This is a genomic window from Variovorax sp. Varisp36, from assembly GCF_047304235.1.
Lineage (GTDB): Bacteria > Pseudomonadota > Gammaproteobacteria > Burkholderiales > Burkholderiaceae_C > Variovorax.
On sequence record NZ_JBGLYU010000060.1, the window covers coordinates 14748 to 38376 of the forward strand.

Consider the following 23629-nt stretch of genomic DNA (forward strand, 5'->3'; position numbering starts at 1 on the left):
CGAGGGCGACTCGACTTCTGTTCCTTTGCAGTATCCAAGGAGACAAACATGAGCAAACGCATTCTGAGCTGCCTCATCGGCAGCGCACTCGTATCCGTCCATGCTTTCGCTGCCGACTTCAAGTGCCAGGACGACGTGGTACCTGCGAAACACACGCCTGAAGAGCAGAAGCTCGTGGACCAGTTCTGGAACGAGTCGCTCACATACCTGGGGCAGTTCCTGAAGACCATCGAAACGCCGACAGGCCAATGCAAGGACTCTGCACAAGCAACCGTTCAGACCTACAGCTCTCAAACCGGAAAGGCACAGACACGATGCGTACTCAAGTATCGTGACGTCGAGCTGATGGCCAAGCACCTGAGAGCCATCCTGGCGGAGCCGGAAAAGGCAAAGGCGTGCTTCGACACGCAGAAGAACTACAAGGAATTTCCCCTGTACACGCCCAGCGAGCAGACCAGGAACCTGTCGGCAACGGCCAAGTGGCTCAACCGCCCTTTGCTCACCGACTTCTACAAGAAGATGGGCGGCGAAGTGGGCAAGGCCGGCCTGGAGCTCAACGAGAACTTCGTCGCCGTCACTTCGCGAATCGACACGAGCGTCCATTGGGCAAAGGACGTGAGCATCAACGGGCTGCCGACTCTATGGTCTTCGGTGGGCTGGATCCCCTTCTATGCCGAAAACAAGGCCGCTGGCAGCGAACGCTTCCGCGGTGGCTACCTTTACGCAGAGGTCATGGGACCATGGGGCAACCTGCGTATCAAGGAGATCGATGGGGAAACCGTCGGCGCCGAGGTCGGCATGACAGCACAGTTGTTCAACACAACGTACCCATTCCACTATCACCACCCACAGGAGATGTACGCAACGCTGACCAAGCCGCAGTGCATCGACCAGAACAAATACATGGTCATGCATTGGGACAGCGACCAGTTTCGTCAGAAGCGAGGCGACAAGGGCTGGACAGTCGAAATTGACGGTTCGAACGGCCGGTGGAAGAAGTGGTTCGCCAACACCGACTCGAACAAGGAGTGGCTGACATACTTTGAACGAAACGCCATTCACGCATTCCACGCACTTGAGGGTTGCAACCAGACTATCGAAAATTCCGGTCTGGTCTCCGTATGGGTGCGCTCCTCTGCCATGGACAACGAGCAGTCGACTCGGCCATGCCAACCAGCCCCTGGAGCCGGCACAGTCAGGGACATGGGCCCAGGCACCAAGACGGTTTGCAACCTTCGCGACTGGAAGCCTTGACTCCAGCAATGCCCCGGGTGCTCACCGCGCGAGCGCCATGGATGAGCAGCGTTCGCAAATACGCGTCTCCCCGCTTGCTGATGCCGAGTAAGACGTTCTTCCCTCCACTGGAGCTTTGTCCAGGCACAAGACCGAGCCACGCCGCCAATTGGCGACCGCTGGTGAAGTTCCCAGCGCTGACGACGGTCGCCACCAGCGCACTGGCGGTAATCGGTCCGATTCCTGGAACTTGAGCGAGTTTTCGGCTTGACTCGCTATCCCGGTGCCACGCCTCGATCTGGGCGCCAATTTCGTCGGCTTGACGGTCCAGCTCCTTCAGCTGTTCCAGCAACCGCTGCATGAGAAGACGCAATGAGCCTGGCAATTCATTGGTCGCGTCCTCGATCAGCTGTGGCACCTGCCTGGCAATGTTCCCGATCCCCTGAGGGATAACCAATCCAAACTCGGCCAGCAATCCCCGAATCTGGTTGGCCTGCGATGCGGGGAGGGGGCGTCCATTCCATTAACGCCCCTCACCACCCATTTCGGATAGAAGTCGCCGGGGCGGACGGCACTTTCGCGTTCAATCGATTGCCTCATTCATCGCGCCCCTCGTTTTCCGAGTGGGCCCGTCCAGTGCTTGAGCGTACGGAAAGCACTCTTCGACAGTTCTCCTTCGCTGCGTCAGGCACCGAGCTTTGTGTTCACCCCCCGGTGCCGCGCGGGGTGCCTTCTCGCGCCCCATGTTCCTCTTGCAATCTCAATCAAGTCGCATATGATGGGAATTCAATTCCCACATACAGGGACTGTACATGAGTGAGGCGTCGGAAAATCGACTTGGCTTTTCGTCTGTGGAGCGAGTGCTGGACATCTTGCTGATGTTTGCAGCCCCGGGCGCCACCGGCAACGCGCAGAGCATTGCCGAGGCGTTCGGGACCTCACGTAGTTCGACCTATCGATACCTTCAAGTGCTGCGATCCAGAGGGTTGATCGAAGAGGTCGGCTCGTCGGGGGACTATCGAATCAGCGCAGGGTTCGCGCACATGGTGAGCGCCTCGGTGGAAGGCATCTCGCCAACGGCCGCCGCAGAGCCGGTGGTCGCTCAACTGGCAAGGACGGTTGGTGAAACGACTCTCTTCACCGTTCGCGTGGGCGACCGCGTGCAGTGCGCCACTTACACGGAGAGTCCGAAAGCGATACGTGTTGGCATCGACCCCGTGCGGGAGACCCCGATCCACATAGGCTCCTCGGCCAAGACCCATTTCGCATTTCTTCCAGAGCGAGAGCGCCGTCGCATCCTTTCCGCGATCGAAGGCGCGGCGAGAACGAAGGACGAACGGCGGATTTGCGCAGAACTTGCGAAGCAACTCGAGGGCATACATGCATCGAAGGTGGCCCGCAGCTGTGGAGAGATAGAGGACGGCGTCATCAGCTTGTCAGTGCCTGTGTTCCTGCCGTCGGGCGCTCTGGCCGGGGTACTCACGATTGCTGCTCCGACCTTCCGGATGAAATCGCTGGACGGCTTGCTTTCGAAGCTGCAAGAGGCAGCGCGCGAGATCGAACTTACCCTCGCAGGTTCGCGCAATGCTCGTGCCGAGGCGGTCCGATTGATCAATGAGCGCGCACCATGATGGCCGCCCTGATCGATGAGATCCAGCCCATGCGGGGAATGCGGCCGACGTTGAATCCCGCGACGAAGGTCATCCCGCTGAGTGGGAGCGTCCTGGTTCCGTTTGGCGCTCGCGGCGCTGCATTGAACATGCCCGCGATCGATCTGGATTCAGCTGACCCCGTTCTCGAGCCGAAAAGAGGCTGGGTTTTGGCCGATAGCAGCCTGATACCGGCATGGCGCCCAGCAAGGCTTTGCTAAGCCGCACGCGAGCGTGTGGATTCGTCGTCGACTTCAGCGATGAGGCGCAGGCACTTCACAAAAAGTCCGCGGTACTCAGGTGGCAACTTCGCCAGAAGCTGATCCTCGACTCCGGCATCCCTGGGCATCACCCGGTTGAGCAATTCAATGCCGCCCGGAGCGACGTACAACTGATAGGCGCGAGCATCGCCCGGCGATGGCCTGCGTTCGATGAGACCGCCTTTGCTCATGCGCTTGACCATCTCTGCCACCGTGTTGCGGTCCATCGACAAGCGCTCAGCCAGTGCATTCTGGTTCAAGCCCGGCTCTTGGTGCAACAGCACGAGCGCGGCTTTCTGCCGCGGCGTCACGTCTTCTTCCGAGAACGTGTTCGCAAAAATTTCCTCCGCCTTGAAGTGAGCTCGTCGCAGCAGATGCGAAGGCACGTTTTCAAGCCGGAACTGACGCAGAAGCCCTTGGACTTCCTTGGTGACCGATGGCGACGACGATATTTTTGGCATTGACGATGAGGTAGGGGGCTGCAGCTGACGGTGCAGCGGTGGGCAAGCTTCATGGCAGTTTAAGAGGGAGCTCCATATGCCACTCCTGAATGACGTATACGTACTGTATTGGGGCATGCAACAAGCTGGTGCGCAGCCTTTTGGTGCTCGAATATATAGGTAAATTTCCCTAGACACGCTTTGGCGAATCAACCTAAGATAGTACGCATACGTCATAAAACATCGACAACATTACCTAGGCATGACAGGTCAAAAAGGCAGTTCTGACATGAATCCCTCATCGCCATTGCTTCGGCGCATCGAACGGTCTGAAGCGCTTCCTGAACCCCGCTTCAGATACGCCCCGGCGGTGCAGGTCGGGACGGACATCTACGTATCCGGTTTGGTTGGGCTGGACCCGGCCACCGGCCGCTTGGTGAGCGAAGACGCGGCAGAGCAAACCCGCCAGATCCTGCGCAACCTGCAAGCGCTGTGCGTGGAGCAAGGCTGGTCGCTCGACCGCCTCGTGCTGGCTCGTGTCTTCTGCGCGGGAGACGCCGCCTCCAACGGCATGAATGAGGTGTGGAGCGAGTTCTTCTCGCAGCTCGCTCCGCCCGCTAGAACCTTCACGGTCGTGAAGTCCCTCCCGCTGGGTGCTGCGGTGGAAATCGAGTTTCAGTTGTCAACCTGAGAGGAACACAAAATGAGCGAAGGAAAAATTCTTTCTGGCTTGCTGGCGCCCCATCCGCCTCATATCGTCTACGCCGAAAACCCACCACAGAACGAGCCGCGTTCGGAAGGTGGATGGGAGCAGTTGCGCTGGGCTTACGACCGCGCACGCGAAAGCATCGAACGACTCAAGCCGGACGTTCTGCTCGTGCACACGCCCCACTGGATCACCCAGGTCGGCCACCATTTTTTGGGAGTGCCGCATCTAGCAGGCCGGTCGGTGGATCCCATCTTTCCGAACCTGTTCCGTTATGACTTCGGCTTGAACGTCGACGTCGAATTGGCGGAAGCCTGCTGCGAGGAGGCGAACAAGCTGGGCATCGTCAGCAAGATGATGCGCAACCCGAAGTTCCGCGTGGACTACGGAACCATCACGACGCTGCACATGATCCGGCCGCAGTGGGACATCCCCGTTGTCGGCATCTCCGCCAACAACACGCCGTACTACCTGAGCACGGGCGAAGGCCTGGGCGAGATGGACATTCTGGGTCGCGCCACTCGTGAGGCGATCCGCAAGACCGGCCGCAAAGCGGTCCTGCTGGCCAGCAACACCCTTTCGCACTGGCACTTCCACGAAGAGCCGGTGCCGCCCGAGGACATGTCCAAGGAGCACCCGGAGCGATACGACGGCTACAAGTGGGACATCCGCATGATCGAGTTGATGCGCCAGGGCCGCATGAAGGAAGTGTTCCAGATCATGCCCCAGTTCATCGACGAGGCTTTCGCGGAAACGAAGTCGGGAGCCTTCACCTGGATGCACGCGGCCATGGGATACCCCGAGTTGGCGGGCAAGCTGCATGGCTACGGCTCGGTCATCGGCACAGGCAACGCCGTGATCGAGTGGGACCTCGAAGCAGCAGGTCTGTCGTCCCTTGGCGCCGAGCTGCAGCCGGCCTGACCACTCCCCCTGAATTTCCCACTTGGAGACCCAAAGTGACCGTTGTATCTGCATTCCTTGTGCCCGGCAGTCCTCTTCCCCAGCTGGCCCCGACGTTGCCCCGTGGGGGCGCCTGCGCGATGCGCTCGCTCTGGCGGGAAAGTCGCTCGCCGAATCGAAGCCCGACTGCGTCCTCGTCTACTCGACGCAATGGTTCGCGGTGCTGGATCAGCTGTGGGTGACGCGAAAACGCAGCAGCGGCCTGCATGTGGACGAGAACTGGCATGAGTTCGGAGAACAGAACTTCGACATCGTCTCGGACACCGCGCTTGCCGAGCGCTGCGTTCAAGGCAGTAACGCGGGGGGCATCCGTGCTCGCGGTGTCGACTACGACCAGTTCCCGATCGACACCGGAACCATCACGGCAGCGTCCCTGATGAGCATCGGTACCGACCAGATCCCGGTAGTGATGGCGGCCAACAACCTCTATCACAACGCCGAGCAGACAGAGGCCTTGGGCGGCATCGCACTGGCTGCGGCCGAAGGCAAGCGAGTGGCCGTCATCGGCATCGGTGGCCTGTCGAACAACATGTTCCGCGAGACCATCGACCTGAAAGAGGACCACATCCTCTCCAAGGGCGACGACGAATGGAACCGCCGCGTCCTCGCGTTGATGGAGGGGGGGGACGTTGACGGCCTTCGCAAGGTGCTCCCGCAGTACGCCGCCGAGGCGCGCGCGGACATGGGTTTCAAACATCTTTACTGGCTGCTCGGCGCCATGAAGGGCGGCTTCAAGTCGGCCACGGTTCACGAGTACGCCCCCCTCTACGGCAGCGGTGGTGCGGTCGTGGAATTCCGCGTTCAGTAGTGAGTTTCGGTGGGCTCGCGTGGCGGGCCCCGCATTGGTCTTCGAGGAGTATGAGTGTTGAAGCAGTACAGGAATTTCATCAATGGCCGATTCGTCGAGAGCGAGAAGCGGTTTGCCGGGATCAACCCGGCAACCGGTGTCCGCTTTGCGGATGTGCACGAGGCCACGAAGGACATGGTCAATGATGCCGTGGAGGCCGGCCATCGCGCGGTGCGCGACTGGGGCGCAACTTCGGTCGCGGATCGTGCAGACATGCTCTACCGCATCGCCGACGAGATCGATCGGCGGGCTGCCGACTTCCTCGATGCCGAAGTCAGCGACACGGGCAAGCCCGTATCGCTGGCATCCAAGCTGGACATCCCGCGCGGTGCTGCGAATTTCCGGGTCTTTGCCGACATCCTGAAGACCGCGCCGCTGGACAGCTACCGTACAGATCTGCCAGGAGGCGCGCAGGCCATCAACTACGCCGTGCGCAAGCCATTGGGCGTCGTCGGCATCATCTCGCCGTGGAATCTTCCGTTGCTGCTGTTCACCTGGAAGATCGCACCGGCCCTGGCTTGCGGGAATGCAGTCGTGGCCAAGCCTTCCGAGGAAACGCCGGGCACTGCCACGCTGCTCGCGGAAGTGATGCAAGCGGTTGGCTTGCCAAGCGGCGTGTTCAACCTGATTCACGGCTTCGGCCCCAACTCCGCAGGCGAGTTCATCACCAAGCACCCGCGCGTGAACGCCATCACCTTCACCGGTGAATCGAAAACCGGCACTGCCATCATGCACGCCGCTGCGGAGGGCGTGAAGCCGGTCTCGTTCGAGCTTGGCGGCAAGAACGCCGCCATCATCTTCGCGGACTGCGACTTCGACAAGACCGTCGATGGCATGGCGCGCGCGGTGTTCCTCAACAGCGGCCAAGTCTGCCTGTGCTCCGAGCGTATCTTCATCGAGCGGCCGATCTACGAACGCTTCGTCAAGGCGCTTGCCGAGCGAGCCAAGCAACTGAAGCTCGGCGATCCGACCGATCCGGCAACCGAGATGGGCCCGCTCATCTCGGCAGCTCATCGGGACAAGGTGCTGACGTACTACGCCATCGCACGCCAGGAAGGCGCTCAGTTTGTGGTCGGCGGTGGCACACCGCGGTTCGACAACCACCTTGACAACGGTTGCTGGGTAGAGCCCACGCTGATCGCCGGCCTTCCCGACGACGCGCGGTGCGTGCGCGAAGAGATCTTCGGGCCGATCGGCCACGTGACGCCGTTCGACTCCGAAGCCGAAGTCATCCAACGCGCGAACGCCACGCCCTACGGACTGGCCGCCACGATCTGGACGAGCAACGTGAACAAGGCCCACCGTGTGGCGCAATCGATGAACGTGGGTATCGCCTGGGTCAACACCTGGTTTCTGCGGGACCTCAGAACGCCGTTCGGAGGCAGCGGTCTGTCGGGCGTCGGGCGCGAAGGAGGGATGCATTCGCTGAACTTCTACTCCGAGCTCACCAACGTCTGCATTCATGTCGACGCACCGGATGCCTTCCATGACTGAGAAAGCCACAGGTAGAGCCCAGACTTTGTCGACCGTCGTTGAAGGACGGGCCCAGCCGCGAGGCAAGTTTCCACACGTCAAGCGCGCGGGAGATTTCCTGTTCGTCTCGGGCACCAGCTCGCGCCGTGCGGACAACAGCTTCGTGGGCGCCGCGGTCGATCCGATGGGTGTTCTGGATGCCGACATCCGCGCGCAGACGCATGCAGTCATCGAGAACATCCGCACCATCCTTCAAGGTGTTGGAGCGGACCTGGCAGACCTGGTCGAGTTGTCCGCCTATCTGGTCGATATGGCCGACTTCAAGGGCTACAACGAGGTGTACGCCGAGTACTTCGACTACGACGGCCCGACGCGCACGACGGTGGCTGTTCACCAGCTGCCCCACCCGGTGCTGCGAATCGAGATCAAGGCGGTGGCATACAAGCCACTCGCTCAAAACGCATAAAGGAAAGTTCCATCGTGACGCCACAACAACGCGAAGAAGCCGCGCAGTCTCTTCATCAGGCGACGGGTAGCGGTGCGCTGATCGCACCCTTGCGTGACAGCTATCCGGGCATGAACGCAGATGACGCTTATGCGATTCAAGCCATCAACACCGAACGTCGTATCTCACAAGGGCGGCGTGTGGTCGGTCGCAAGATCGGTCTTACCTCCCTCGTGGTGCAACGCCAGCTTGGCGTGAACCAGCCCGATTTCGGTTCGCTCTTCGATGACATGTCGTTCGGCGACGCCGAAACCATTCCTCTGTCGGTTCTTCACCAGCCGAAGGTCGAGGCCGAGATCGGTTTCGTTCTCAGCCACGACCTGGACATGGAGCAACCTTCGCACCAAGAAGTCCTGCAAGCCGTGGACTATGTGATCCCGGCGTTGGAAATCGTCGGAAGCCGCATCGCGGACTGGAATATCAAGCTGGTCGATACGGTGGCCGACAACGCTTCGTGCGGCGTCTACGTGCTGGGTTCGACGCCGATGTCTCCTCGTGGCCTGGACCTGAGCCTGGCGGGAATGTGCCTGTCGCGCCGCGGTGAACCTGTGTCCACCGGCGCCGGTGCCGCCTGCCTCGGCAACCCCCTGAACGCGATGGTCTGGCTGGCGCGCACCATGTCGCGCCTGGGCAAACCGTTGCGTGCTGGCGAGCTCATTCTGTCCGGGGCGCTGGGACCCATGGTCGCCGTCAAACCGGGCGACGTGTTCGAGTGCCACATCAATGGCGTGGGGTGCGTTCGCACGGAGTTTGGATCAGAGAGCCAAGGCACTGGAGTAGCAGCATGAGCGTGCACGAAGAAATCATCACCCGTTTGGACGACGCCGCCAGATACGCGCGCGAGGTTCCGCAGTTCGACACGGACAACAAGCTCAGCCTGCCCGAGGCTTACGAGATCCAGCGCGCCTCCATTTCTCGCCGGCTCGAGCGCGGCGAGCGCCGCGTCGGCATCAAGATGGGCTTCACCAGCCGGGCAAAGATGATCCAGATGGGGCTGTCCGACGTCATCTGGGGGCGGCTGACGGATGCCATGCAACTGGAGGAAGGCTCCACCGTCGAGCGTTCGCGCTTCGTGCACCCGCGGGTCGAACCGGAGTTGGCGTTCCTTCTGAAGAAGCCGCTGGCGGGCAATGTCACCGGTGCCGAAGCGCTTGCGGCAGTCGAAGCCATTGCACCCGCTCTCGAAGTGATCGACTCGCGCTATCAGAACTTCAAGTTCACGTTGCCTGAAGTCATCGCGGACAACGCGTCTTCGAGTGGCTTCGTCGTTGGCGGCTGGCATTCGCCGGCGACCGACTTTCGAAACCTGGGGCTGGTAATGAGCATTGACGGACGAGCCGTGCAGGTCGGTTCCACGGCCGCACTGCTCGGCGATCCACTGCGCTCGCTGGTCGCTGCCGCTCGTGTGTCGGCCGCTGCAGGCGAGCCGCTGGAAGCCGGTTGGATCGTTCTGGCCGGCGGGGCGACGCCCGCGGAGTGGATCAATCCAGGCCAGCACATTTCGATGCGCATGCAAGGTTTGGGCAGCGTCGGCTTTCAGCTGACCTGAGCACAGACCACCTCAATCGCACCAGCGCAAGCGCAGCGTCCCTATCTGGAGTTTTGTATGACCCGCAAATTCAAGGCCGCCATCATTGGCAGTGGAAACATCGGCACCGATCTGATGATCAAGATCCTGCGTCATGGCCAACACATCGAAATGGGGGCCATGGTCGGCATCGACCCCGCGTCCGACGGCCTGGCCCGTGCTGCACGCCTCGGTGTTGCCACCACCCACGAGGGGGTGGAAGGCCTCACCCGCATGCCCGGGTTTGCCGAGATCGACTTTGTGTTCGATGCCACCAGCGCCGGCGCGCATGTCAAGAATGACGCCTACCTGCGCACCCTCAGTCCCCGCATCCGCATGGTGGACCTCACGCCCGCGGCCATCGGTCCGTACTGCATTCCCGTGGTCAATGGAAATGCGTACCTCGACGCGCTGAACGTGAACATGGTCACCTGCGGCGGCCAGGCCACGATACCCATGGTGGCCGCGGTGTCGCGCGTCGCCAAGGTGCACTACGGCGAGATCGTGGCGTCGATCTCCAGCAAGAGCGCAGGTCCCGGCACTCGCGCCAACATCGACGAGTTCACCGAAACGACGTCCAAGGCGATCGAGGTGGTGGGCGGCGCCACCAAGGGCAAGGCCATCATCGTGCTGAACCCCGCGGAGCCGCCGCTGATCATGCGAGATACGGTGTACACGCTGAGCGACGTTGCCGACGAAGCGGCCATCGCCGATTCGGTTGCGGCGATGGCGGCCGAGGTTCAGAGCTACGTGCCGGGCTATCGCCTGAAGCAGGCCGTCCAGTTCGACCGCGTCGAGAACCTCAACGTTCCGGGCGTCGGCCGTGTTTCCGGCCTCAAGACCAGCATCTTCCTGGAAGTGGAAGGCGCCGCGCATTACCTGCCTGCCTACGCAGGCAACCTCGACATCATGACCAGCGCGGGCCTTCGCACGGCCGAACAGATGGCTCGGCGGATGTCGCAGCGAATGGCAACTGGGGCTGTCGCAGCCTGAGCCGGCAGATACGACTATGAGCAACAGCGATCGCTCCATGCTGCCCATTGGAGGTCGTGGCACCCCGACGTTGCCGCTTCAGGCCACATCCCTGCGTCCGCTCTCCAGTGACCTCCCCCCCGTACGTGCTCTGTGCACATGCATTCTGAAATGAAAGGCCTGAAAAATGACTGAACGATCTTCTATCGAGCGCCGCACAGATTGGTCAATCTGGTCGCTGGCCTATTGCCAAGCCGATATGGCGAAGGATTTTTTCGGGGGCGCCGGAATTTATTCCAACGCCGGAAATTGCATCATCCCGATGATCTATACCTTGCTGGTCGGCGGAGAGGTCGGAGGCAAGCAGCATGTGGCCCTCGTCGATTGCGGGTTCCAGAACAACCACTGGCTTACTCGATACGCATTTTCCGAGTGGGAGGATCCGAAGAAGGTCCTTGGTCGCATAGGTTTCGCACCGGAAGACGTCGACACGATCCTGGTTACCCATATGCATTTCGACCATATGGGCAACTTCGAGGCATTTCCCAATGCGAAGCTATACATCCAGTTCGACGAATACATGGGTTGGTCGGATGCGGTGTGTTCCGTTCACCAGCATCAGACAGAAGAAGAGAAAGAGTGGGTCTTTTCTTCTTTCGATCCCGTGGATCTGATGCGAGCGGCACAAGGGGTGTCGGATGGCCGCATCAAGTTCATTCGCGGCGACGAGGAGATCCTGCCGGGCATCAGGGCAAGGCTGGCGAAGGACAGTCATACCTTTGGTTCCCAGTGGTTCGAGATAAACACGCTCAACGGTCCCTTCATCGCCGCGGGGGATATCGTCTACTGGTACTCGAACATCGAGCGCATGTGGCCGCCTGGATACCACCAAGGGAACGCATTCAATCAGATCAAGGCGTATCGGCAAATGCGGGATCTGGTGAAGAACAAGACTGAGCGGGTGATCCCCGGGCATGACTCCGAAATCTGGAATCGCCACTTGACCTGGACCGCACCCAACGGAAACCAGATTGCCGAAATCAATCTCAAGGACGGCGACAAGTCGAGGCGTCCAGTCGCCCCGCGAAGTAGCCAGCTGAAATAGCGGCTTGGCTTCAGGCGGCGGAGATAGGCCCCGCCATCAAAAGGCGATGAAGCCATGAAACTGGCTCGTCGATGTTCCTGTCCGCTGCGCTGCGGCGGCAGGTCCAGTGCTCGCAACGAGCGAATCCACCGACAAAACACATGAGCACAAAGAAGATCTATATCTCCGACGTGACGCTGCGCGACGGCAGCCACGCCATCCGCCACCAATACAGCGTGGAGAACGCAAAGCAGATCGCCAAGGCGCTCGACGATGCGAGGGTCGACTCCATCGAAGTGGCCCACGGCGACGGCCTGCAGGGTTCGAGCTTCAACTACGGCTTCGGCGCGCACACCGATCTCGAATGGATCGAAGGCGTGGCCAGCGTGGTCAAGCATGCCAAGATCGCCACGCTGCTGCTGCCCGGCATTGGCACCGTGCATGACCTGAAGAATGCCTACGACGCAGGCGTGCGCGTGGTGCGCGTGGCCACGCACTGCACCGAGGCCGACGTGTCCCGCCAGCACATCGAATACGCCCGCAAGCTCGGCATGGAGGCCGTGGGCTTCCTGATGATGAGCCACATGACCGAACCCCAGGCGCTGGCGCAGCAGGCCAAGCTCATGGAGAACTACGGCGCTACCTGCTGCTACGTGGTGGACTCCGGCGGCGCCCTGGGTATGCAGGACGTGCGCGAGCGTTTCCGCGCCTTCAAGGACATCCTCAAGCCCGAGACGCAGACCGGCATGCACGCGCACCACAACCTGAGCCTGGGCGTGGCCAACTCCATCGTTGCCGTCGAGGAAGGCTGCGATCGCGTGGACGCGAGCCTGGCCGGCATGGGAGCAGGTGCCGGCAATGCACCACTCGAAGCTTTCATCGCTGCCATCGACCGACTGGGCTGGAACCACGGGACCGACCTGTACAAGTTGATGGATGCGGCCGACGACATCGTGCGCCCCCTGCAGGACCGACCGGTTCGCGTGGACCGCGAAACGCTGGCGCTGGGCTATGCCGGCGTGTACAGCTCGTTCCTGCGTCACAGCGAGGCCGTGGCGGCCAAGTACCAACTCAAGACGGTGGACATCCTGGTCGAACTGGGCAAGCGCCGCATGGTGGGAGGCCAAGAGGACATGATCGTCGACGTGGCGCTGGATCTTCAGGATGCGCGATCACGTTCAGCGGGCGCGGCAACAGCCGGCCCGGTCTCGCCCTCGGAAGTCTGAAATGAGCCATCCGAAACGGATTCAGACCGCTTCGCACTGGGGCGTCTATGACGTCCATCTGAAGAACGGCGAAATCTCCGGCGTGACCGCGTTCGAGAAAGACCCGGGCCCCACTGCTCTTGTCCAGGCACTGCCGCAAATGGTGCGCAGCCCGCTGCGCATTCAGCAGCCTCACGTTCGCGCAGGCTATTTGAGAAACAGAGAGGCATCTCGATCAGGGAGGGGCGCGGAGCCGTTCGTCCCAGTGACTTGGGACGTCGCGATGAATCTGATCGAAGAGGGTTTGCGCAGAGTCAAGTCCGAGTTCGGCAACGAGGCGATATATGGCGGCTCTTACGGTTGGGCGAGCGCGGGTCGCCTGCACCATTCCCCCAGCGTCCTGAAGCGCTTCCTGGGGCTGTTCGGCGGCTACGTCGACAAGCGGGGAAACCATAGCTTTGGCGCGGCGATGCACATCGCCCCGTACGTGATCGGTTCTTCGGACGTCACCTCGATGGCGGTCCCCTGGGTACATATCGCTGAGCATGCGGAGCTTGTCGTGATGTTCGGCGGCGCGCACGTCAAAAACATGCAGATTGACGCAGGCGGTGCAGCAGTCCATGAAGCGGAACAGTGGATGGGGCGCATGGCGCGCTCGAACGTCGAGTTCGTCAACATCAGCCCTTCGCGTGACAACGCTTCCGAACTGCTGAAGGCCGATTGGCTGCCGATCGTTCCCAACACCGATACGGCGATGATGCTCGGCCTGGCGCACGTGCTGGTGAGCGAGAACCTGCACGACAGGCGATTCCTCGACGTCTACTGCGAAGGATTCGAGCCGTTCAGGCGTTACTTGGTAGGCGAAACGGACGGCGTGCCCAAGGATGCGGCGTGGGCATCGCGCATCTGTGGCGTGGGGGCCGATACCATCCGTGATCTCGCTCGCAGGATGGCGGCGCGCAAGACGCTGGTTGCGACGGCCTGGTCGGTGCAGCGCGCCGATCATGGAGAGCAGCCAGTATGGATGACGATCGCGCTGGCCAGTCTCCTTGGACGGATCGGTGAACCGGGTTGCGGGTTCAGCTTTGGCCTGGGCGCCGTTGCGGGCATTGCCATCCGCCGACCTCGAGACATCCCGCGTCCGACGCTCTCTCTCGGTCCCAATCCGGTGCGCTCGTACGTACCGGTCGGGCGCGTGGCGGACATGCTGCTCGACCCGGGTTCCGAACTCGAATACGACGGGGCGAAGATTCGGATGCCCGACATCAAGCTGATCTATTCGGTCGGCGGCAATCCGTTTCATCACAACACGAATCTCAACCGGTTCGTGCGTGCCTGGCGCCGTCCGGACTTCGTGGTGGTGCACGAGCCGTGGTGGAACCCGCCGGCAAGGTATGCCGATGTCGTTCTGCCGGCAACCACCACCATGGAGCGCAACGACATCCTGGCGACGGAACTACAGCGGCACTGGATCGCAATGCATCAAGTCATTCCGCCCGTAGCCCAGTCGCGGAACGACTTCGATGTGTTCGCGGAACTGTCGGGACGAATGGGGTTCGAGGCCGCATACACGGAAGGACGCAACGAGATGGAGTGGCTGCGCCACATGTATGGTCAAGCTCGCGAACGCGCGATCGGCCTGGGCTACGCGCCACCTGATTTCGATTCGTTCTGGGAGCAAGGCTCGTACGAATTTCCATCCGGTGAGGAGTACCTGGAGCCGGTGATGATGGCCGATTTCCGCGCCGATCCGGCTGTACATCCCCTCAAGACTCCTTCTGGAAAGATCGAACTCTTCTCTCGGCGGATCGCGGAGTACGGATATGAAGATTGTCCGCCGCATCCGACATGGCTCGAGCCGGCCGAATGGCTCGGTGGCGAAAAGGCCGCGATGTTTCCGCTGCACCTCTTGTCGAATCAGCCTGCTGGCAAGCTCCATAGCCAACTCGACCCTAGCTCGGTCAGCGTGCAATTCAAGCGCGATGGCAGAGAGGTTCTGAATCTGTCGCCGAGAGATGCCGCTGAGCGAGGCATTGAAGAGGGCGATGTCGTGCGTGCCTATAACGATCGCGGGGCATTTCTGGCGTCGGCTCGGGTGAGCAACGATCTCATGAGCGGTGTTGCGCAGATTGCGACAGGGGCGTGGTTCGACCCGGAAGACCCCAGTGCCGATTCCTCTCTCGAGAAACACGGAAATCCCAATGTGGTCACTCTCGATAAAGGCACCTCGCGCTTGGGACAAGGATCGGTCGCGCAGACCGTCCTGGTCCAAGTTGAGAAGTTCTCTGAGCCGCCGCGCGTCACCGCGTTCGACCTTCCGGCGTTCGCTTCCGAGTAGCACGCAGCCGCTCGAACCAGGCGACCGCAAAGCAAATTGCGAATGATCGAGCAAAAGAGAAAGCGGTGCCTTTGAAAAAAACAACGCTCATCGACGGTCAAGCGATGACAGGCAACGCTGCATTGGTCGCCGGCTTGACCAACGCAGCGGTTCGGTCCGGGATCAAGTCTGTGGTTCGCTACGAATTGAAAAGGCATCGATGCCGCGGTTTGCGACAGCGCTTAGGTTGGGTCGTAAGACCTGACCCATATCGCTGACACGGGGCATCGAGTCTCTAAAAGAGGTTGCCCCAATCAATTTATACGTATGCGTACCTTAAAGACGTGGGCAGTACCCGGTCGAGTCGTAGTTTGGAAAACGCCACGGCTTGCCGCATGAAGAGAAACATTTACAGGAGCTGAAGATGAAGGAAGAAAGTCTGAGCGTGAAGATGGAAGATCATGCGCTGGAACCCGTGCCGGACAAGGATCGGCAAGGATGGCTAGCCCTGACATGGAGCACGAGTGGGATCGTTGTATCCCTCGTCCAATTGTTTTTTGGCGCGTTGGTTACGTTCGTCGCGGGCATCAAGATCGGGTTGATTGCAGGCGTTCTTGTGACGGTTGTTGGCGCGTTGCTTGGTTGGGCGTGCGGCCACGTTGCGTATCGATCCGGGCTTTCCAGTACCGTCATGTCCCGGTATTTCGGTTTTGGCCGAAGGGGATCCATAGTCTCGTCGCTGATCTTCGCGTTCATGATCATCGGCTTCTTGGCCCTGGAAAATGCGCTGCTGTACAAGGGCTTCATTTTCTTCTTCGGCATTGGAGACACTATCACAGCCAGGATCGTTATCTATGGCTTGATGACGCTTGTGTGGATTCTTTTGACCGCATACGGATTCAAACTTGTTGCGCGGGTTTCGTCGATTGCGCTGATTCTGTCTTTGGTTGTGCTGGCCTATATCATGGAAGTGGTGGTCTCTAGCAGTCCGCACTCCGTCGCCGACCTGCTCTCGTTTGGCTCACAGTTTCCGGCGGATACGCTCAAGGCCATGGGGGCGGAAAGCGACATGCAGAAGTTCATCTTTGCGGTGAATGTGCTCCTCGGTTCTGCAGGCGCACTCGCGCTGTTTGATGCCGACCTCGGTCGATACGCCCGTCGCTCGCGCGACATTGGAATTGCGGCATTGTTGGGCAATCTGTCGATGGATGTACTGATGCTCGTGATCGGAGGCGCGATCATGTACGCAGGCATTCCGGCCCTCGTCGACTTCTATATGCAGACCGCAGGGATGACGCGCGAGGCAGCCATGCACGCTTCGCTGCAAAGTCCAGACAGCATCACGGCCGCATTCTTGGTATTTGGGGGCGCCATGGGGGCCTTGCTGATGGTGCTGGCTCAGGGCAAGACGCAGGTGCTGAACAACTACAGCGCGTCGTTGTCGCTTTCCAATTTATTCGACGCACTCAACTTTCGGCCCGGTCGACTGACGTTCGTGATCCTCGCCAACATCATCGGCTTGCTGATGCTCTATGGCGAAATTCTCGCCCTGGTGAATTCATGGATCACGATCCTGGGGGTCTTGACAACAGCGTTCGCAGGCATTGTCGTAGCTGACTTCTTTATCGTCCGGCCACTCTTGAAGCAAGGGGTCGAACTGGAGAGATCGGTGGAGGACGTCAATTGGGCGGGGGTGATCACATTGGTGATAGCGGTCATCGTCTCGCACTACGTCTTGGCAGCGCTTATTCCTGTAGAGGCGATCACGACCATTGTGATCTGCGTCGTGGTCTATCCCGCACTGCGTCTCACGGTCTTCAGGCCCGTTCGCACTGGCCTGGTCGCGCCAGCAGTGATCTGAGCGCTGTCCTTCTGAAGGTCCGCGAGCGGGAATTCGCCGCGGGCGATCCGAAATAACGCTTGTTCCAGATCTGGCTCGTGTGGCAGTACACGAGCCCTGATCGACGAGCGGCTGCGCCGCTCAATGGCTAGATTTTTTCACCTGTAATCAAAGGAGCATCCCATGAGCAATCTCTTGTCGCAATTCGCCAAAGCACTCACACAGGGCAAGATCGAGGTTATCGACATGAGCCACACCTTGAAGCCGAGCACTTGCGTCATCAAACTGCCGCCGCAGTATGGGCAGACCGAGCCATTCTCGATGAGGGAGATTTCCAAGTTCGACGAGCGCGGTCCCAGCTGGTACTGGAACAACATCTCTTGCGGTGAGCACACGGGAACGCACTTTGATGCGCCCGTGCACTGGATCACTGGAAAGGACTACCCGGACGGCGCGACAGATACCATCTCGCCCAGCAAGTTCGTGGCACCGGCATGCGTCATCGATCTGACCACCAAGGTCGCAGCGGATGAGGATTACCTCATGACCGTCGACGATGTCAAAGAGTGGGAGGCCGCTCATGGCCGCATTCCCGCGGGTGCCTGGGTCCTGATTCGGACGGGTTGGTCGCCCCGCGCGCACACTGACGGCTTCCTCAATGATCGGGAGGACGGTGGTCACTGGCCTGGAAATCACCCGGACGTGCCGAAGTTCCTGGCGGAGGAACGTGATGTGATTGGCGTGGGTACCGAGCCTGTCGGAACTGATGCAGGTCAGGCATTTGCGTTCACACTGCCGTTTCCCTGCCACCACTTCATGCATGGCAGCAATCGGTTTGGTTTATCCAGCCTGGCCAACATGCATCTCCTGCCTCCGACCGGCGCCATGCTCATCACGCCGCCCCTGAAGATCCTGAACGGGTCTGGCAGTCCATGCCGGGTGCTGGCACTCGTGGAGCGTTGAGCCGTCCGGATAGAAGGGGGGGCAGACTCGAGAAGCGCCGACGCCCTGAACAGCCGATTTCAACTTCCCAAAACAAAAAGGGCACCACCATGATAAGCAACAGTCCGGCCATGAAGCCGGCACGACGGACCTTCCTGACGGCTGGCATCGCAGCGACAGGTCTGGCACTCGCAACTCAGACGCCGGCGCAGTCGCCAGCTCGAAAGGCTCCGCCTGTCTGGCTGGACCTCGACCAGGAGGCACTGGACAAGGCGTATGACCAAGCCTTCTACGCGCAGAACATCGAGACCCTCATCAAGCGTTGCGAGTGGAACACCGAAGTCGCTCGGCGCCGCATTGGCGAGCCGCGCAAGATCGCCTACGGCCCATCTGAACACGAGACGTTGGAGTTGACCACCGCGAAGAGGACCGGAGCGCCCGTGCATATCTTCGTCCACGGTGGCGCTTGGCGAGGTTCTTCGGCGGCTCAATGGGGATACATGGCCGAGGTCTTCGTGGCGAACGGAATTCACTACGTCGCGCCGGACTTCATCAACGTCATCCAAGCCAAAGGCAGCTTGGTGCCTATGGTTGAACAGGTACAGCGGTCCATCGCATGGGTCTACAAGAATGCCACTTCCTTCGGAGGAGACCCGAACCGAATCTTTCTATCCGCTCATTCCTCCGGCGCGCACTTGGCAGGGGTGGCTCTCACCACGGACTGGCAAGCCGAGTTCGGTCTGCCCAACAACATCGTCAAGGGCGCTGTCCTGGTGAGCGGGCTCTACGACCTCAAACCTGTGCGCCTTTCGTCTCGCAGCAGCTATGTGAACTTTGACGACGAGATCGAGCATCGTTTCAGCCCGCAGCGCCACCTGCATCGCCTCAGCACGCCGCTGGTCCTCGTGCGTGGCCTGCTCGAGACCCCCGAATTCATTCGCCAGTCGAAAGATTTCGCCGATGCGGCGGTCAAGGCCGGCCATCCAGTGGAGTTGATTACTGGCCCCCAATACAACCATATCGAGACTGTCGAATCACTTGGCAATCCGTTCGGCTTGGCTGGGTTCGCCGCTCTCAAACAAGTGTTGGGCTAGCAGGCTTGTGCCTGGCGATGCAGGGCTATCACGGTGCAGAACGTCGCGACGAGCAAGCTCCCTATGAGCCACCGCCGGAACCTGCCAGCGCGACAACACACGCCCGCGAGTTCCACCGTGGAGACACCGTCACGTTCAACGACCGTGATGGTCGCAACATCACCGGCGTGATCGTACGCATCAACCAGCGCACGGCTACCCTCGGCACCGGCGATGGCGGCACCTGGCGGGTGCCGTTCCATGCGCTGCGCCGTGTGCTCGACGTCTGAGCAGCGTTGACCTCGTCAGCCAGTCGGCGTCAAGAGGGCCTTGAGGCCGCGCTTACGGCTTTCGGGATGCCCACGGGCATATGGCATGTACGCGAGCCGCGCTTCCTGTGGTTGTGAAGCGGGTCTCGGCAGATGATGCTTTGCCGGCGCCGCCTTCCCATGGCAGACCCGCTCAACCCGAGAGCGATCAATTGCCGCGTTGAAAGATTTCAGCAAGATCGCACAAATCCCAGTTGCCGCCTGTCAACACCACGCAGACCTTTTCCTTCGGCGTCACTTTGAGTCCTTTCGCCAGCAGCGCGCCAATGCCGATCGAGGCAGCCGGCTCTGCAATCAGCTTGGCGTCCTTGGACAGCATGCGCATGCCCTCGATGATATGTTCGTCCTCCACCAGCACGATCTCGTCGACGTACCTTTCGATGATGGGGTAGGGGTTCTGGCCTGGCACACTGATACGCAAACCGTCGGCGATCGTGTTCTTCAGCGGCAGCGAAGTGCGCTCCTTGTTGATGCGGCTATGGAAGTACTTGGGGGTCAGCGCTGGCTCCGCGCCCACCACACGCACGGAGGGTCTGGTTTCCTTGATGGCGGTGGCAATGCCGGAGATGAGACCCCCGCCCCCCATCGGGATGATGACGGTGTCCACGTCGGCCAGGTCTTCCAGGATTTCGCAGCCAATGGTTCCCTGGCCCGCCATGACCATAGGGTCCTCGAATGCGTGCACCACGGCATAGTGGTTTTCTGCCGCGATCTCGTAAACCCGTTTCCATCGCGCCGCGGTGTCGCCGTCGAACAGAATCACCTCCGCACCCAGCGCCCGGGTGTTCTCCACCTTGATTTTCGGGGTGGTGACGGGCACCACCAGAAGCGCCTTGACACCCAGCATCCGCGCCGCGTAGGCCAGCCCCTGGGCATGGTTGCCTGAAGACGTGGCGATGATGCCGTTGGCAATGGCCTCGCGGGGCAGCGACAAGGCCTTGTTCAGCGCGCCGCGGATCTTGAAGGCCCCGGTGATCTGCAGCATCTCGGGCTTGAGGTACACCTCGCACCCGAGGGTGGTCTCCATCTTCTCGGCACGCAGCAGGGGCGTGCGCCGGATGTGGGCTTTCAGTCGTTCCTGCGCTTGGTGGATGTCGCGAAGGGTGGGGTGCTCAAGCAGGGGCGTCATGATTGAATGAACTCGAAAGCCGTGCCGGTGTTGCTGGCGACGGCATTGCGATAGATCAGGTGCGAGGTCGTGTTGTCCTGGATGGCCATGCCCGTCGAGTCGAAGATCGTGATCTCGTCGTCCGACTCGCGCCCGGGCTTCTTGCCCAGCAGGATCTCGCCGATCTCGGCGTGGATGTCGTGCTTGCAGATGATGTTCTTGTGCAGCGGATGCCAGGTTTCGCCTTTCTCGACGCATTGCGCGATCGAATCGTTGACGATCTTGGCGTTGCGGAAGATCTCCGGCTCCAGTTCCTGCTTGCCTTGCGTGTCCGTGCCGATGGCGACGATGTGCGTGCCGGGCCGAACCCAGTCGGCTTCCACCAGCGAGCCTTTGCCGCGGGTGGTGGTGACGAGGATGTCCGCCTGTTCCACAGCGTCTTGCTTGGAGCGGGCCATCACCACCGGGATACCGAACTCGCGCTCGATATCAGCCTTGTACTGCGCGAGCGTCTGGGGGTGGTGGCTCCAGGCATGGATGGTGTCGATCGTCATCACCTCCCGGATCGCGCGGATCTGCATCCGGGCCTGATTGCCGGTCCCGATGGAGGTGATGGCCTTCGCGTCCTTGCGGGCCAGCGCCTTCACCGAAACGGCTCCGGCGGCGCCTGTTCTCAAGCCGGTGATGAGACTGCCATCCATCACGCAGATGAGCGCGCAGGTTCTGGCGTCGAACAGGAGGACGGTTCCCATGCCGCTGGGCACGCCGTGCTCGGTGGGGTTGTTCGGGAATCCCCCGGATGAGGCTTTCATCGAGATGATCTCGTTGGCCTCGCAATAACCCAGCTTGAAGTCGATTTCGCCCCGGGGTGCTGGGAGGTGGATGCATGTATAGGCCGGTTGAATCACCTGGCCGCTGTTGAAGGCCTTGTACGCCTCCTCCACCGTCCCGATGACTTCCTTCATGGAAATCAGGCTTCCTACGTTCTCTTTGTTCAGCAGCAGTGTCTTCATCGGTGTGGTCTCTCCATGAATCAAGGGCTCGGGGCCGACCGCCGTCGGTGGCGTCGCGCGCGGTCGGCCAGCAGGACCATTGGCGTGCCCAGCCGCTTCCGGTGCCGTGATCGTGCTGACGAGACTACATGCACGCCGCCGCAGCGCGATGCTGCAATTGGGGCTCGATGCCGAGCTTCGTATGGTTTTCGAGCGGGCCCTGGCAGATGCTGCTTTTTGCGGTGCGGGCCTGCCCACTTCGGTCCCAGGGGCCGCGTGACAGCATCAAGCTGCGCAGTTGGGGAACAGCTTCTCCATCGGGCAGTGCGTCTTGACGAACCGGGACTTGATGACGATGTAGCCGAAAGCACTGCTCGATGCCGATATTGCGCTCCAGGTGCCCGTGGACCGTGAGGCGAGGATTTCTTTCGCTTCGAGGCCGCGATCCGAGACGTGCCCGTGGTGAACACGGTCAGCGTGTCTCCCAACAGCACGTGACCGGCTGCTGCTGGCGCACAAACCGGAACCATCAACTAAGGGCACGAACGGCGTTGGCCGCCGGTTGCGACAGTGGGACGATGCGGCGCGCGATGCCGCTCGAAGGACCCTGCCAGATCAGATCCTGCCGGTCGCTTTCGTCCAGCATGTGAAGGCAATCTGCATCGGGCAACTCCGCCTGGAAGCGCGGAGGGAAACGCTCGACCAGCGTCGCGACCGTGTGGATGAAGGCAGTGCGCTGGATCATCGAAGCCCCTCGGGTGCAGATCAAAGGCGATGGGGCGCCGGCCTGGCACGGCAAACCCGGAACAGGTCTAGAAATCAGCCACCTTGCCCCACATCGACTCCTTGAACCGTGCGGGGTCGAAAGGCGCGGGATCGAGTATCGGCTTGGCCCCGGACACCAGGTCGGCGATCAGGTGGCCTGCGCCAGGACCGATGCCGAAACCGTGGCCCGAAAAGCCCGCAGCCAGGATGAGCCCGGGAACCTGCGGCAGCTCGCCGATCCCCGGCACGCCGTCGGGCGTGCTGTCGATGTAGCCGGCCCAGGTGTTGGCGATGCGGGCTTCGCGCAGCGCAGGCAACAAGTCGACCGCACGGCGCACGTCCTATGTGTGCGGCACGTCGGCCTCCGCCGCGCCCTCGGCCTTGGGCAGCAGGCTTACCGACCAGTGGCCGCCTTCTTCCTGCTTTGGGGCCAGCAGGTCGTAGGTCTTGACCATGTTCAACAGTCCGGAGTGGCCGTAGGTCTGGGGCGAGAAGGCCGGGTCGGTGCGCTTGAGGTACTGCCCGAGGACGCCCAAGCCGACTTTGCCTTCGGAGGTGTCGCTGGCCAGCAGCGCCACGGCCTCGACGAGGAAGCGTGGCCGGCGCTTCGGCGCCGGCTTGGGTGGTTCCTGTTTCGGCGGCTCGGCCTTGGCCGGCTCCGCCTTCGCGGCGGTCTTCGGCGCGGCTTCGGAGGCCGTTTCCGACGGGGGCTCGGGACGCACCCATTCGAAGAACTGGTCGCTGGCGTTGCGCAGGGCGTCGGGCGTCTTGGGCTCGCCGACGATGCAGACGGTGGCGCCGCGTTCGCGCAGCTTGCGGCACAGGTAGGCGAAGTCGGAATCGCTGGTGACCAGGCAGAAGGTGTCGGCCCGTTGGTCGAAGAGTGCCTCCAGCGCGTCCAGGGCCAGGGCGATGTCGGCGGTGTTCTTGCCGGCGGCGTACTGGTACTGCAGGCAGGGCGTGAAGGCCAGGCGCACCAAGGCATCCTGCCATTTGTTGGCCAGCGTGCCCTGGTTGCCGTAGCCGCGGCGCAGCACGACGCGGCCGAACTGGGCCACCATGCGCAGCGCGTGCTCGAGGATGTCGGGCGGCACGTTGTCGCAGTCGACCAGGACGGCGACGCGTGTCTCTGTTGTCGTTGGGGTGGTGCTCATCCGGGGTTTCGCGTTGCGGGGTTGAATTGCTCGCAACAGTAGCTGATTCCGGGCGTCTCCGGCCATGGAGATCTGACCGGCCGCGCTGTCGTGCTTGCGCATCGAGCCACCTTTGGCGTCTCGCCCCCTTCGGGCTTCCATCGTTCCCTCGCGCCGCTCGGCTGACGCCTTCGGCCCGGTTCGCTGATCCGGGCCTGCGCGCTTCGCT

Annotated in this window: 23 protein-coding genes and 3 pseudogenes; 18 read left to right on the forward strand and 8 right to left on the reverse strand. The window is 61.3% G+C overall.

Going from position 1 to position 23629, the window contains the following annotated elements:
- The first annotated feature begins 48 nt into the window (after nucleotides 1–48).
- Nucleotides 49–1254: a dimethylsulfonioproprionate lyase DddY gene (gene dddY, locus ACCD11_RS25680; RefSeq protein WP_413315984.1), complete on the forward strand. Its 1206-nt coding sequence runs from the start codon at nucleotides 49–51 to the stop codon at nucleotides 1252–1254.
- Nucleotides 1255–1276: 22 nt separating this feature from the next.
- Here the strand turns inward: dddY and ACCD11_RS25685 are convergent.
- Nucleotides 1277–1732: pseudogene (locus tag ACCD11_RS25685) on the reverse strand (IS110 family transposase); the annotation flags it as partial.
- A gap of 313 nt (nucleotides 1733–2045) precedes the next feature.
- On the opposite strand from ACCD11_RS25685, the gene ACCD11_RS25690 reads away from it, so the two are divergent.
- Nucleotides 2046–2864: an IclR family transcriptional regulator gene (locus ACCD11_RS25690; protein WP_413315985.1), complete on the forward strand. Its 819-nt coding sequence runs from the start codon at nucleotides 2046–2048 to the stop codon at nucleotides 2862–2864.
- On the forward strand, nucleotides 2861–3103 hold the full coding sequence (locus tag ACCD11_RS25695) for a hypothetical protein (RefSeq protein ID WP_413315986.1): 243 nt from the start codon (nucleotides 2861–2863) through the stop codon (nucleotides 3101–3103). The genes ACCD11_RS25690 and ACCD11_RS25695 overlap by 4 nt, the downstream gene beginning before the upstream one ends.
- On the opposite strand, the gene ACCD11_RS25700 is transcribed toward ACCD11_RS25695, so the two are convergent.
- Nucleotides 3100–3603: a MarR family transcriptional regulator gene (locus ACCD11_RS25700; protein WP_309928818.1), complete on the reverse strand. Its 504-nt coding sequence runs from the start codon at nucleotides 3601–3603 to the stop codon at nucleotides 3100–3102. The two genes, ACCD11_RS25695 and ACCD11_RS25700, sit on opposite strands and share 4 nt — an antisense overlap.
- A gap of 268 nt (nucleotides 3604–3871) precedes the next feature.
- On the opposite strand from ACCD11_RS25700, the gene ACCD11_RS25705 reads away from it, so the two are divergent.
- From ACCD11_RS25705 to ACCD11_RS25775, 15 genes are all read left to right on the forward strand, one after another.
- On the forward strand, nucleotides 3872–4273 hold the full coding sequence (locus ACCD11_RS25705) for a RidA family protein (protein WP_309928821.1): 402 nt from the start codon (nucleotides 3872–3874) through the stop codon (nucleotides 4271–4273).
- A 12-nt stretch (nucleotides 4274–4285) separates the two neighbouring features.
- Entirely contained in the window at nucleotides 4286–5209 is a 924-nt protein-coding gene (cnbCb, locus tag ACCD11_RS25710; protein ID WP_413315987.1) for a 2-aminophenol 1,6-dioxygenase subunit beta, read from the forward strand.
- A gap of 22 nt (nucleotides 5210–5231) precedes the next feature.
- Nucleotides 5232–6056 carry a tRNA U-34 5-methylaminomethyl-2-thiouridine biosynthesis protein gene (locus ACCD11_RS25715; protein WP_413315988.1) on the forward strand — a complete coding sequence of 275 codons (825 nt, stop codon included), beginning with the start codon at nucleotides 5232–5234 and terminating at the stop codon, nucleotides 6054–6056.
- Between the two features lie 57 nt (nucleotides 6057–6113).
- On the forward strand, nucleotides 6114–7589 hold the full coding sequence (locus ACCD11_RS25720) for a 2-hydroxymuconic semialdehyde dehydrogenase (RefSeq protein ID WP_413316001.1): 1476 nt from the start codon (nucleotides 6114–6116) through the stop codon (nucleotides 7587–7589).
- Complete coding sequence (locus tag ACCD11_RS25725) at nucleotides 7582–8034, forward strand: RidA family protein (RefSeq protein ID WP_413315989.1); 453 nt, start codon at nucleotides 7582–7584, stop codon at nucleotides 8032–8034. Before ACCD11_RS25720 ends, ACCD11_RS25725 begins: the two co-directional genes overlap by 8 nt.
- A gap of 14 nt (nucleotides 8035–8048) precedes the next feature.
- On the forward strand, nucleotides 8049–8861 hold the full coding sequence (gene mhpD, locus ACCD11_RS25730; protein ID WP_413315990.1) for a 2-keto-4-pentenoate hydratase: 813 nt from the start codon (nucleotides 8049–8051) through the stop codon (nucleotides 8859–8861).
- Nucleotides 8858–9622 carry a 2-keto-4-pentenoate hydratase gene (locus tag ACCD11_RS25735; protein ID WP_309928837.1) on the forward strand — a complete coding sequence of 255 codons (765 nt, stop codon included), beginning with the start codon at nucleotides 8858–8860 and terminating at the stop codon, nucleotides 9620–9622. Before mhpD ends, ACCD11_RS25735 begins: the two co-directional genes overlap by 4 nt.
- Nucleotides 9623–9679: 57 nt before the next feature.
- Nucleotides 9680–10633, forward strand: a complete 954-nt coding sequence (locus tag ACCD11_RS25740) for an acetaldehyde dehydrogenase (acetylating) (RefSeq protein WP_309928840.1) — start codon at nucleotides 9680–9682, stop codon at nucleotides 10631–10633.
- 166 nt (nucleotides 10634–10799) lie between these two features.
- Complete coding sequence (locus tag ACCD11_RS25745) at nucleotides 10800–11717, forward strand: N-acyl homoserine lactonase family protein (protein ID WP_413315991.1); 918 nt, start codon at nucleotides 10800–10802, stop codon at nucleotides 11715–11717.
- 140 nt (nucleotides 11718–11857) lie between these two features.
- The gene (gene dmpG / locus ACCD11_RS25750) at nucleotides 11858–12922 is read left to right on the forward strand and encodes a 4-hydroxy-2-oxovalerate aldolase (protein WP_413315992.1); all 1065 of its coding nucleotides are present in this window, start codon (nucleotides 11858–11860) and stop codon (nucleotides 12920–12922) included.
- 1 nt (nucleotide 12923) lies between these two features.
- Nucleotides 12924–15239, forward strand: coding sequence for a molybdopterin-dependent oxidoreductase (locus tag ACCD11_RS25755; protein WP_413315993.1), 2316 nt, complete (start codon nucleotides 12924–12926; stop codon nucleotides 15237–15239).
- Between the two features lie 403 nt (nucleotides 15240–15642).
- Nucleotides 15643–17079, forward strand: coding sequence for a purine-cytosine permease family protein (locus tag ACCD11_RS25760; protein ID WP_413315994.1), 1437 nt, complete (start codon nucleotides 15643–15645; stop codon nucleotides 17077–17079).
- 162 nt (nucleotides 17080–17241) lie between these two features.
- Nucleotides 17242–18021 carry a cyclase family protein gene (locus ACCD11_RS25765; RefSeq protein WP_309928851.1) on the forward strand — a complete coding sequence of 260 codons (780 nt, stop codon included), beginning with the start codon at nucleotides 17242–17244 and terminating at the stop codon, nucleotides 18019–18021.
- Between the two features lie 89 nt (nucleotides 18022–18110).
- Nucleotides 18111–19094, forward strand: a complete 984-nt coding sequence (locus tag ACCD11_RS25770) for an alpha/beta hydrolase (RefSeq protein ID WP_413315995.1) — start codon at nucleotides 18111–18113, stop codon at nucleotides 19092–19094.
- Between the two features lie 17 nt (nucleotides 19095–19111).
- Nucleotides 19112–19363: a mechanosensitive ion channel domain-containing protein gene (locus ACCD11_RS25775; protein WP_413315996.1), complete on the forward strand. Its 252-nt coding sequence runs from the start codon at nucleotides 19112–19114 to the stop codon at nucleotides 19361–19363.
- A 187-nt stretch (nucleotides 19364–19550) separates the two neighbouring features.
- Here the strand turns inward: ACCD11_RS25775 and ACCD11_RS25780 are convergent, their stop codons facing one another.
- The 6 genes and pseudogenes from ACCD11_RS25780 to ACCD11_RS25805 all read right to left on the reverse strand — a co-directional run bounded on the left by ACCD11_RS25780 (nucleotide 19551) and on the right by ACCD11_RS25805 (nucleotide 23421).
- Nucleotides 19551–20531 (reverse strand): threonine/serine dehydratase, encoded by a 981-nt coding sequence (locus tag ACCD11_RS25780; RefSeq protein WP_413315997.1) that lies wholly within the window; start codon nucleotides 20529–20531, stop codon nucleotides 19551–19553.
- The gene (locus ACCD11_RS25785) at nucleotides 20528–21760 is read right to left on the reverse strand and encodes an ornithine cyclodeaminase family protein (protein ID WP_413315998.1); all 1233 of its coding nucleotides are present in this window, start codon (nucleotides 21758–21760) and stop codon (nucleotides 20528–20530) included. Before ACCD11_RS25785 ends, ACCD11_RS25780 begins: the two co-directional genes overlap by 4 nt.
- Nucleotides 21761–21787: 27 nt before the next feature.
- Nucleotides 21788–21899 (reverse strand): annotated as a pseudogene (locus tag ACCD11_RS25790) (Lrp/AsnC family transcriptional regulator); the annotation flags it as partial.
- Nucleotides 21900–22031: 132 nt separating this feature from the next.
- Nucleotides 22032–22247: a hypothetical protein gene (locus ACCD11_RS25795; RefSeq protein WP_413315999.1), complete on the reverse strand. Its 216-nt coding sequence runs from the start codon at nucleotides 22245–22247 to the stop codon at nucleotides 22032–22034.
- A 67-nt stretch (nucleotides 22248–22314) separates the two neighbouring features.
- Nucleotides 22315–22602: pseudogene (locus ACCD11_RS25800) on the reverse strand (NAD(P)/FAD-dependent oxidoreductase); the annotation flags it as partial.
- A 6-nt stretch (nucleotides 22603–22608) separates the two neighbouring features.
- Nucleotides 22609–23421, reverse strand: a complete 813-nt coding sequence (locus ACCD11_RS25805; protein WP_413316000.1) for an NYN domain-containing protein — start codon at nucleotides 23419–23421, stop codon at nucleotides 22609–22611.
- Nucleotides 23422–23629 lie beyond the last annotated feature (208 nt).

What these genes read in the sequence shown, in the direction of transcription:
- ACCD11_RS25725 (WP_413315989.1), top strand. Translation starts at nt 7,582, where the DNA reads ATGACTGAGAAAGCCACAGGTAGAGCCCAGACTTTGTCGACCGTCGTT.
- ACCD11_RS25745 (WP_413315991.1), top strand. Translation starts at nt 10,800, where the DNA reads ATGACTGAACGATCTTCTATCGAGCGCCGCACAGATTGGTCAATCTGG.
- cnbCb (WP_413315987.1), top strand. Translation starts at nt 4,286, where the DNA reads ATGAGCGAAGGAAAAATTCTTTCTGGCTTGCTGGCGCCCCATCCGCCT.
- ACCD11_RS25690 (WP_413315985.1), top strand. Translation starts at nt 2,046, where the DNA reads ATGAGTGAGGCGTCGGAAAATCGACTTGGCTTTTCGTCTGTGGAGCGA.
- dddY (WP_413315984.1), top strand. Translation starts at nt 49, where the DNA reads ATGAGCAAACGCATTCTGAGCTGCCTCATCGGCAGCGCACTCGTATCC.
- ACCD11_RS25765 (WP_309928851.1), top strand. Translation starts at nt 17,242, where the DNA reads ATGAGCAATCTCTTGTCGCAATTCGCCAAAGCACTCACACAGGGCAAG.
- ACCD11_RS25740 (WP_309928840.1), top strand. Translation starts at nt 9,680, where the DNA reads ATGACCCGCAAATTCAAGGCCGCCATCATTGGCAGTGGAAACATCGGC.
- ACCD11_RS25780 (WP_413315997.1), bottom strand. Translation starts at nt 20,531, where the DNA reads ATGACGCCCCTGCTTGAGCACCCCACCCTTCGCGACATCCACCAAGCG.
- ACCD11_RS25695 (WP_413315986.1), top strand. Translation starts at nt 2,861, where the DNA reads ATGATGGCCGCCCTGATCGATGAGATCCAGCCCATGCGGGGAATGCGG.
- ACCD11_RS25805 (WP_413316000.1), bottom strand. Translation starts at nt 23,421, where the DNA reads ATGAGCACCACCCCAACGACAACAGAGACACGCGTCGCCGTCCTGGTC.
- dmpG (WP_413315992.1), top strand. Translation starts at nt 11,858, where the DNA reads ATGAGCACAAAGAAGATCTATATCTCCGACGTGACGCTGCGCGACGGC.
- ACCD11_RS25700 (WP_309928818.1), bottom strand. Translation starts at nt 3,603, where the DNA reads ATGCCAAAAATATCGTCGTCGCCATCGGTCACCAAGGAAGTCCAAGGG.
- ACCD11_RS25755 (WP_413315993.1), top strand. Translation starts at nt 12,924, where the DNA reads ATGAGCCATCCGAAACGGATTCAGACCGCTTCGCACTGGGGCGTCTAT.
- ACCD11_RS25760 (WP_413315994.1), top strand. Translation starts at nt 15,643, where the DNA reads ATGAAGGAAGAAAGTCTGAGCGTGAAGATGGAAGATCATGCGCTGGAA.
- ACCD11_RS25735 (WP_309928837.1), top strand. Translation starts at nt 8,858, where the DNA reads ATGAGCGTGCACGAAGAAATCATCACCCGTTTGGACGACGCCGCCAGA.
- ACCD11_RS25705 (WP_309928821.1), top strand. Translation starts at nt 3,872, where the DNA reads ATGAATCCCTCATCGCCATTGCTTCGGCGCATCGAACGGTCTGAAGCG.
- ACCD11_RS25775 (WP_413315996.1), top strand. Translation starts at nt 19,112, where the DNA reads ATGCAGGGCTATCACGGTGCAGAACGTCGCGACGAGCAAGCTCCCTAT.
- ACCD11_RS25770 (WP_413315995.1), top strand. Translation starts at nt 18,111, where the DNA reads ATGATAAGCAACAGTCCGGCCATGAAGCCGGCACGACGGACCTTCCTG.
- ACCD11_RS25795 (WP_413315999.1), bottom strand. Translation starts at nt 22,247, where the DNA reads ATGATCCAGCGCACTGCCTTCATCCACACGGTCGCGACGCTGGTCGAG.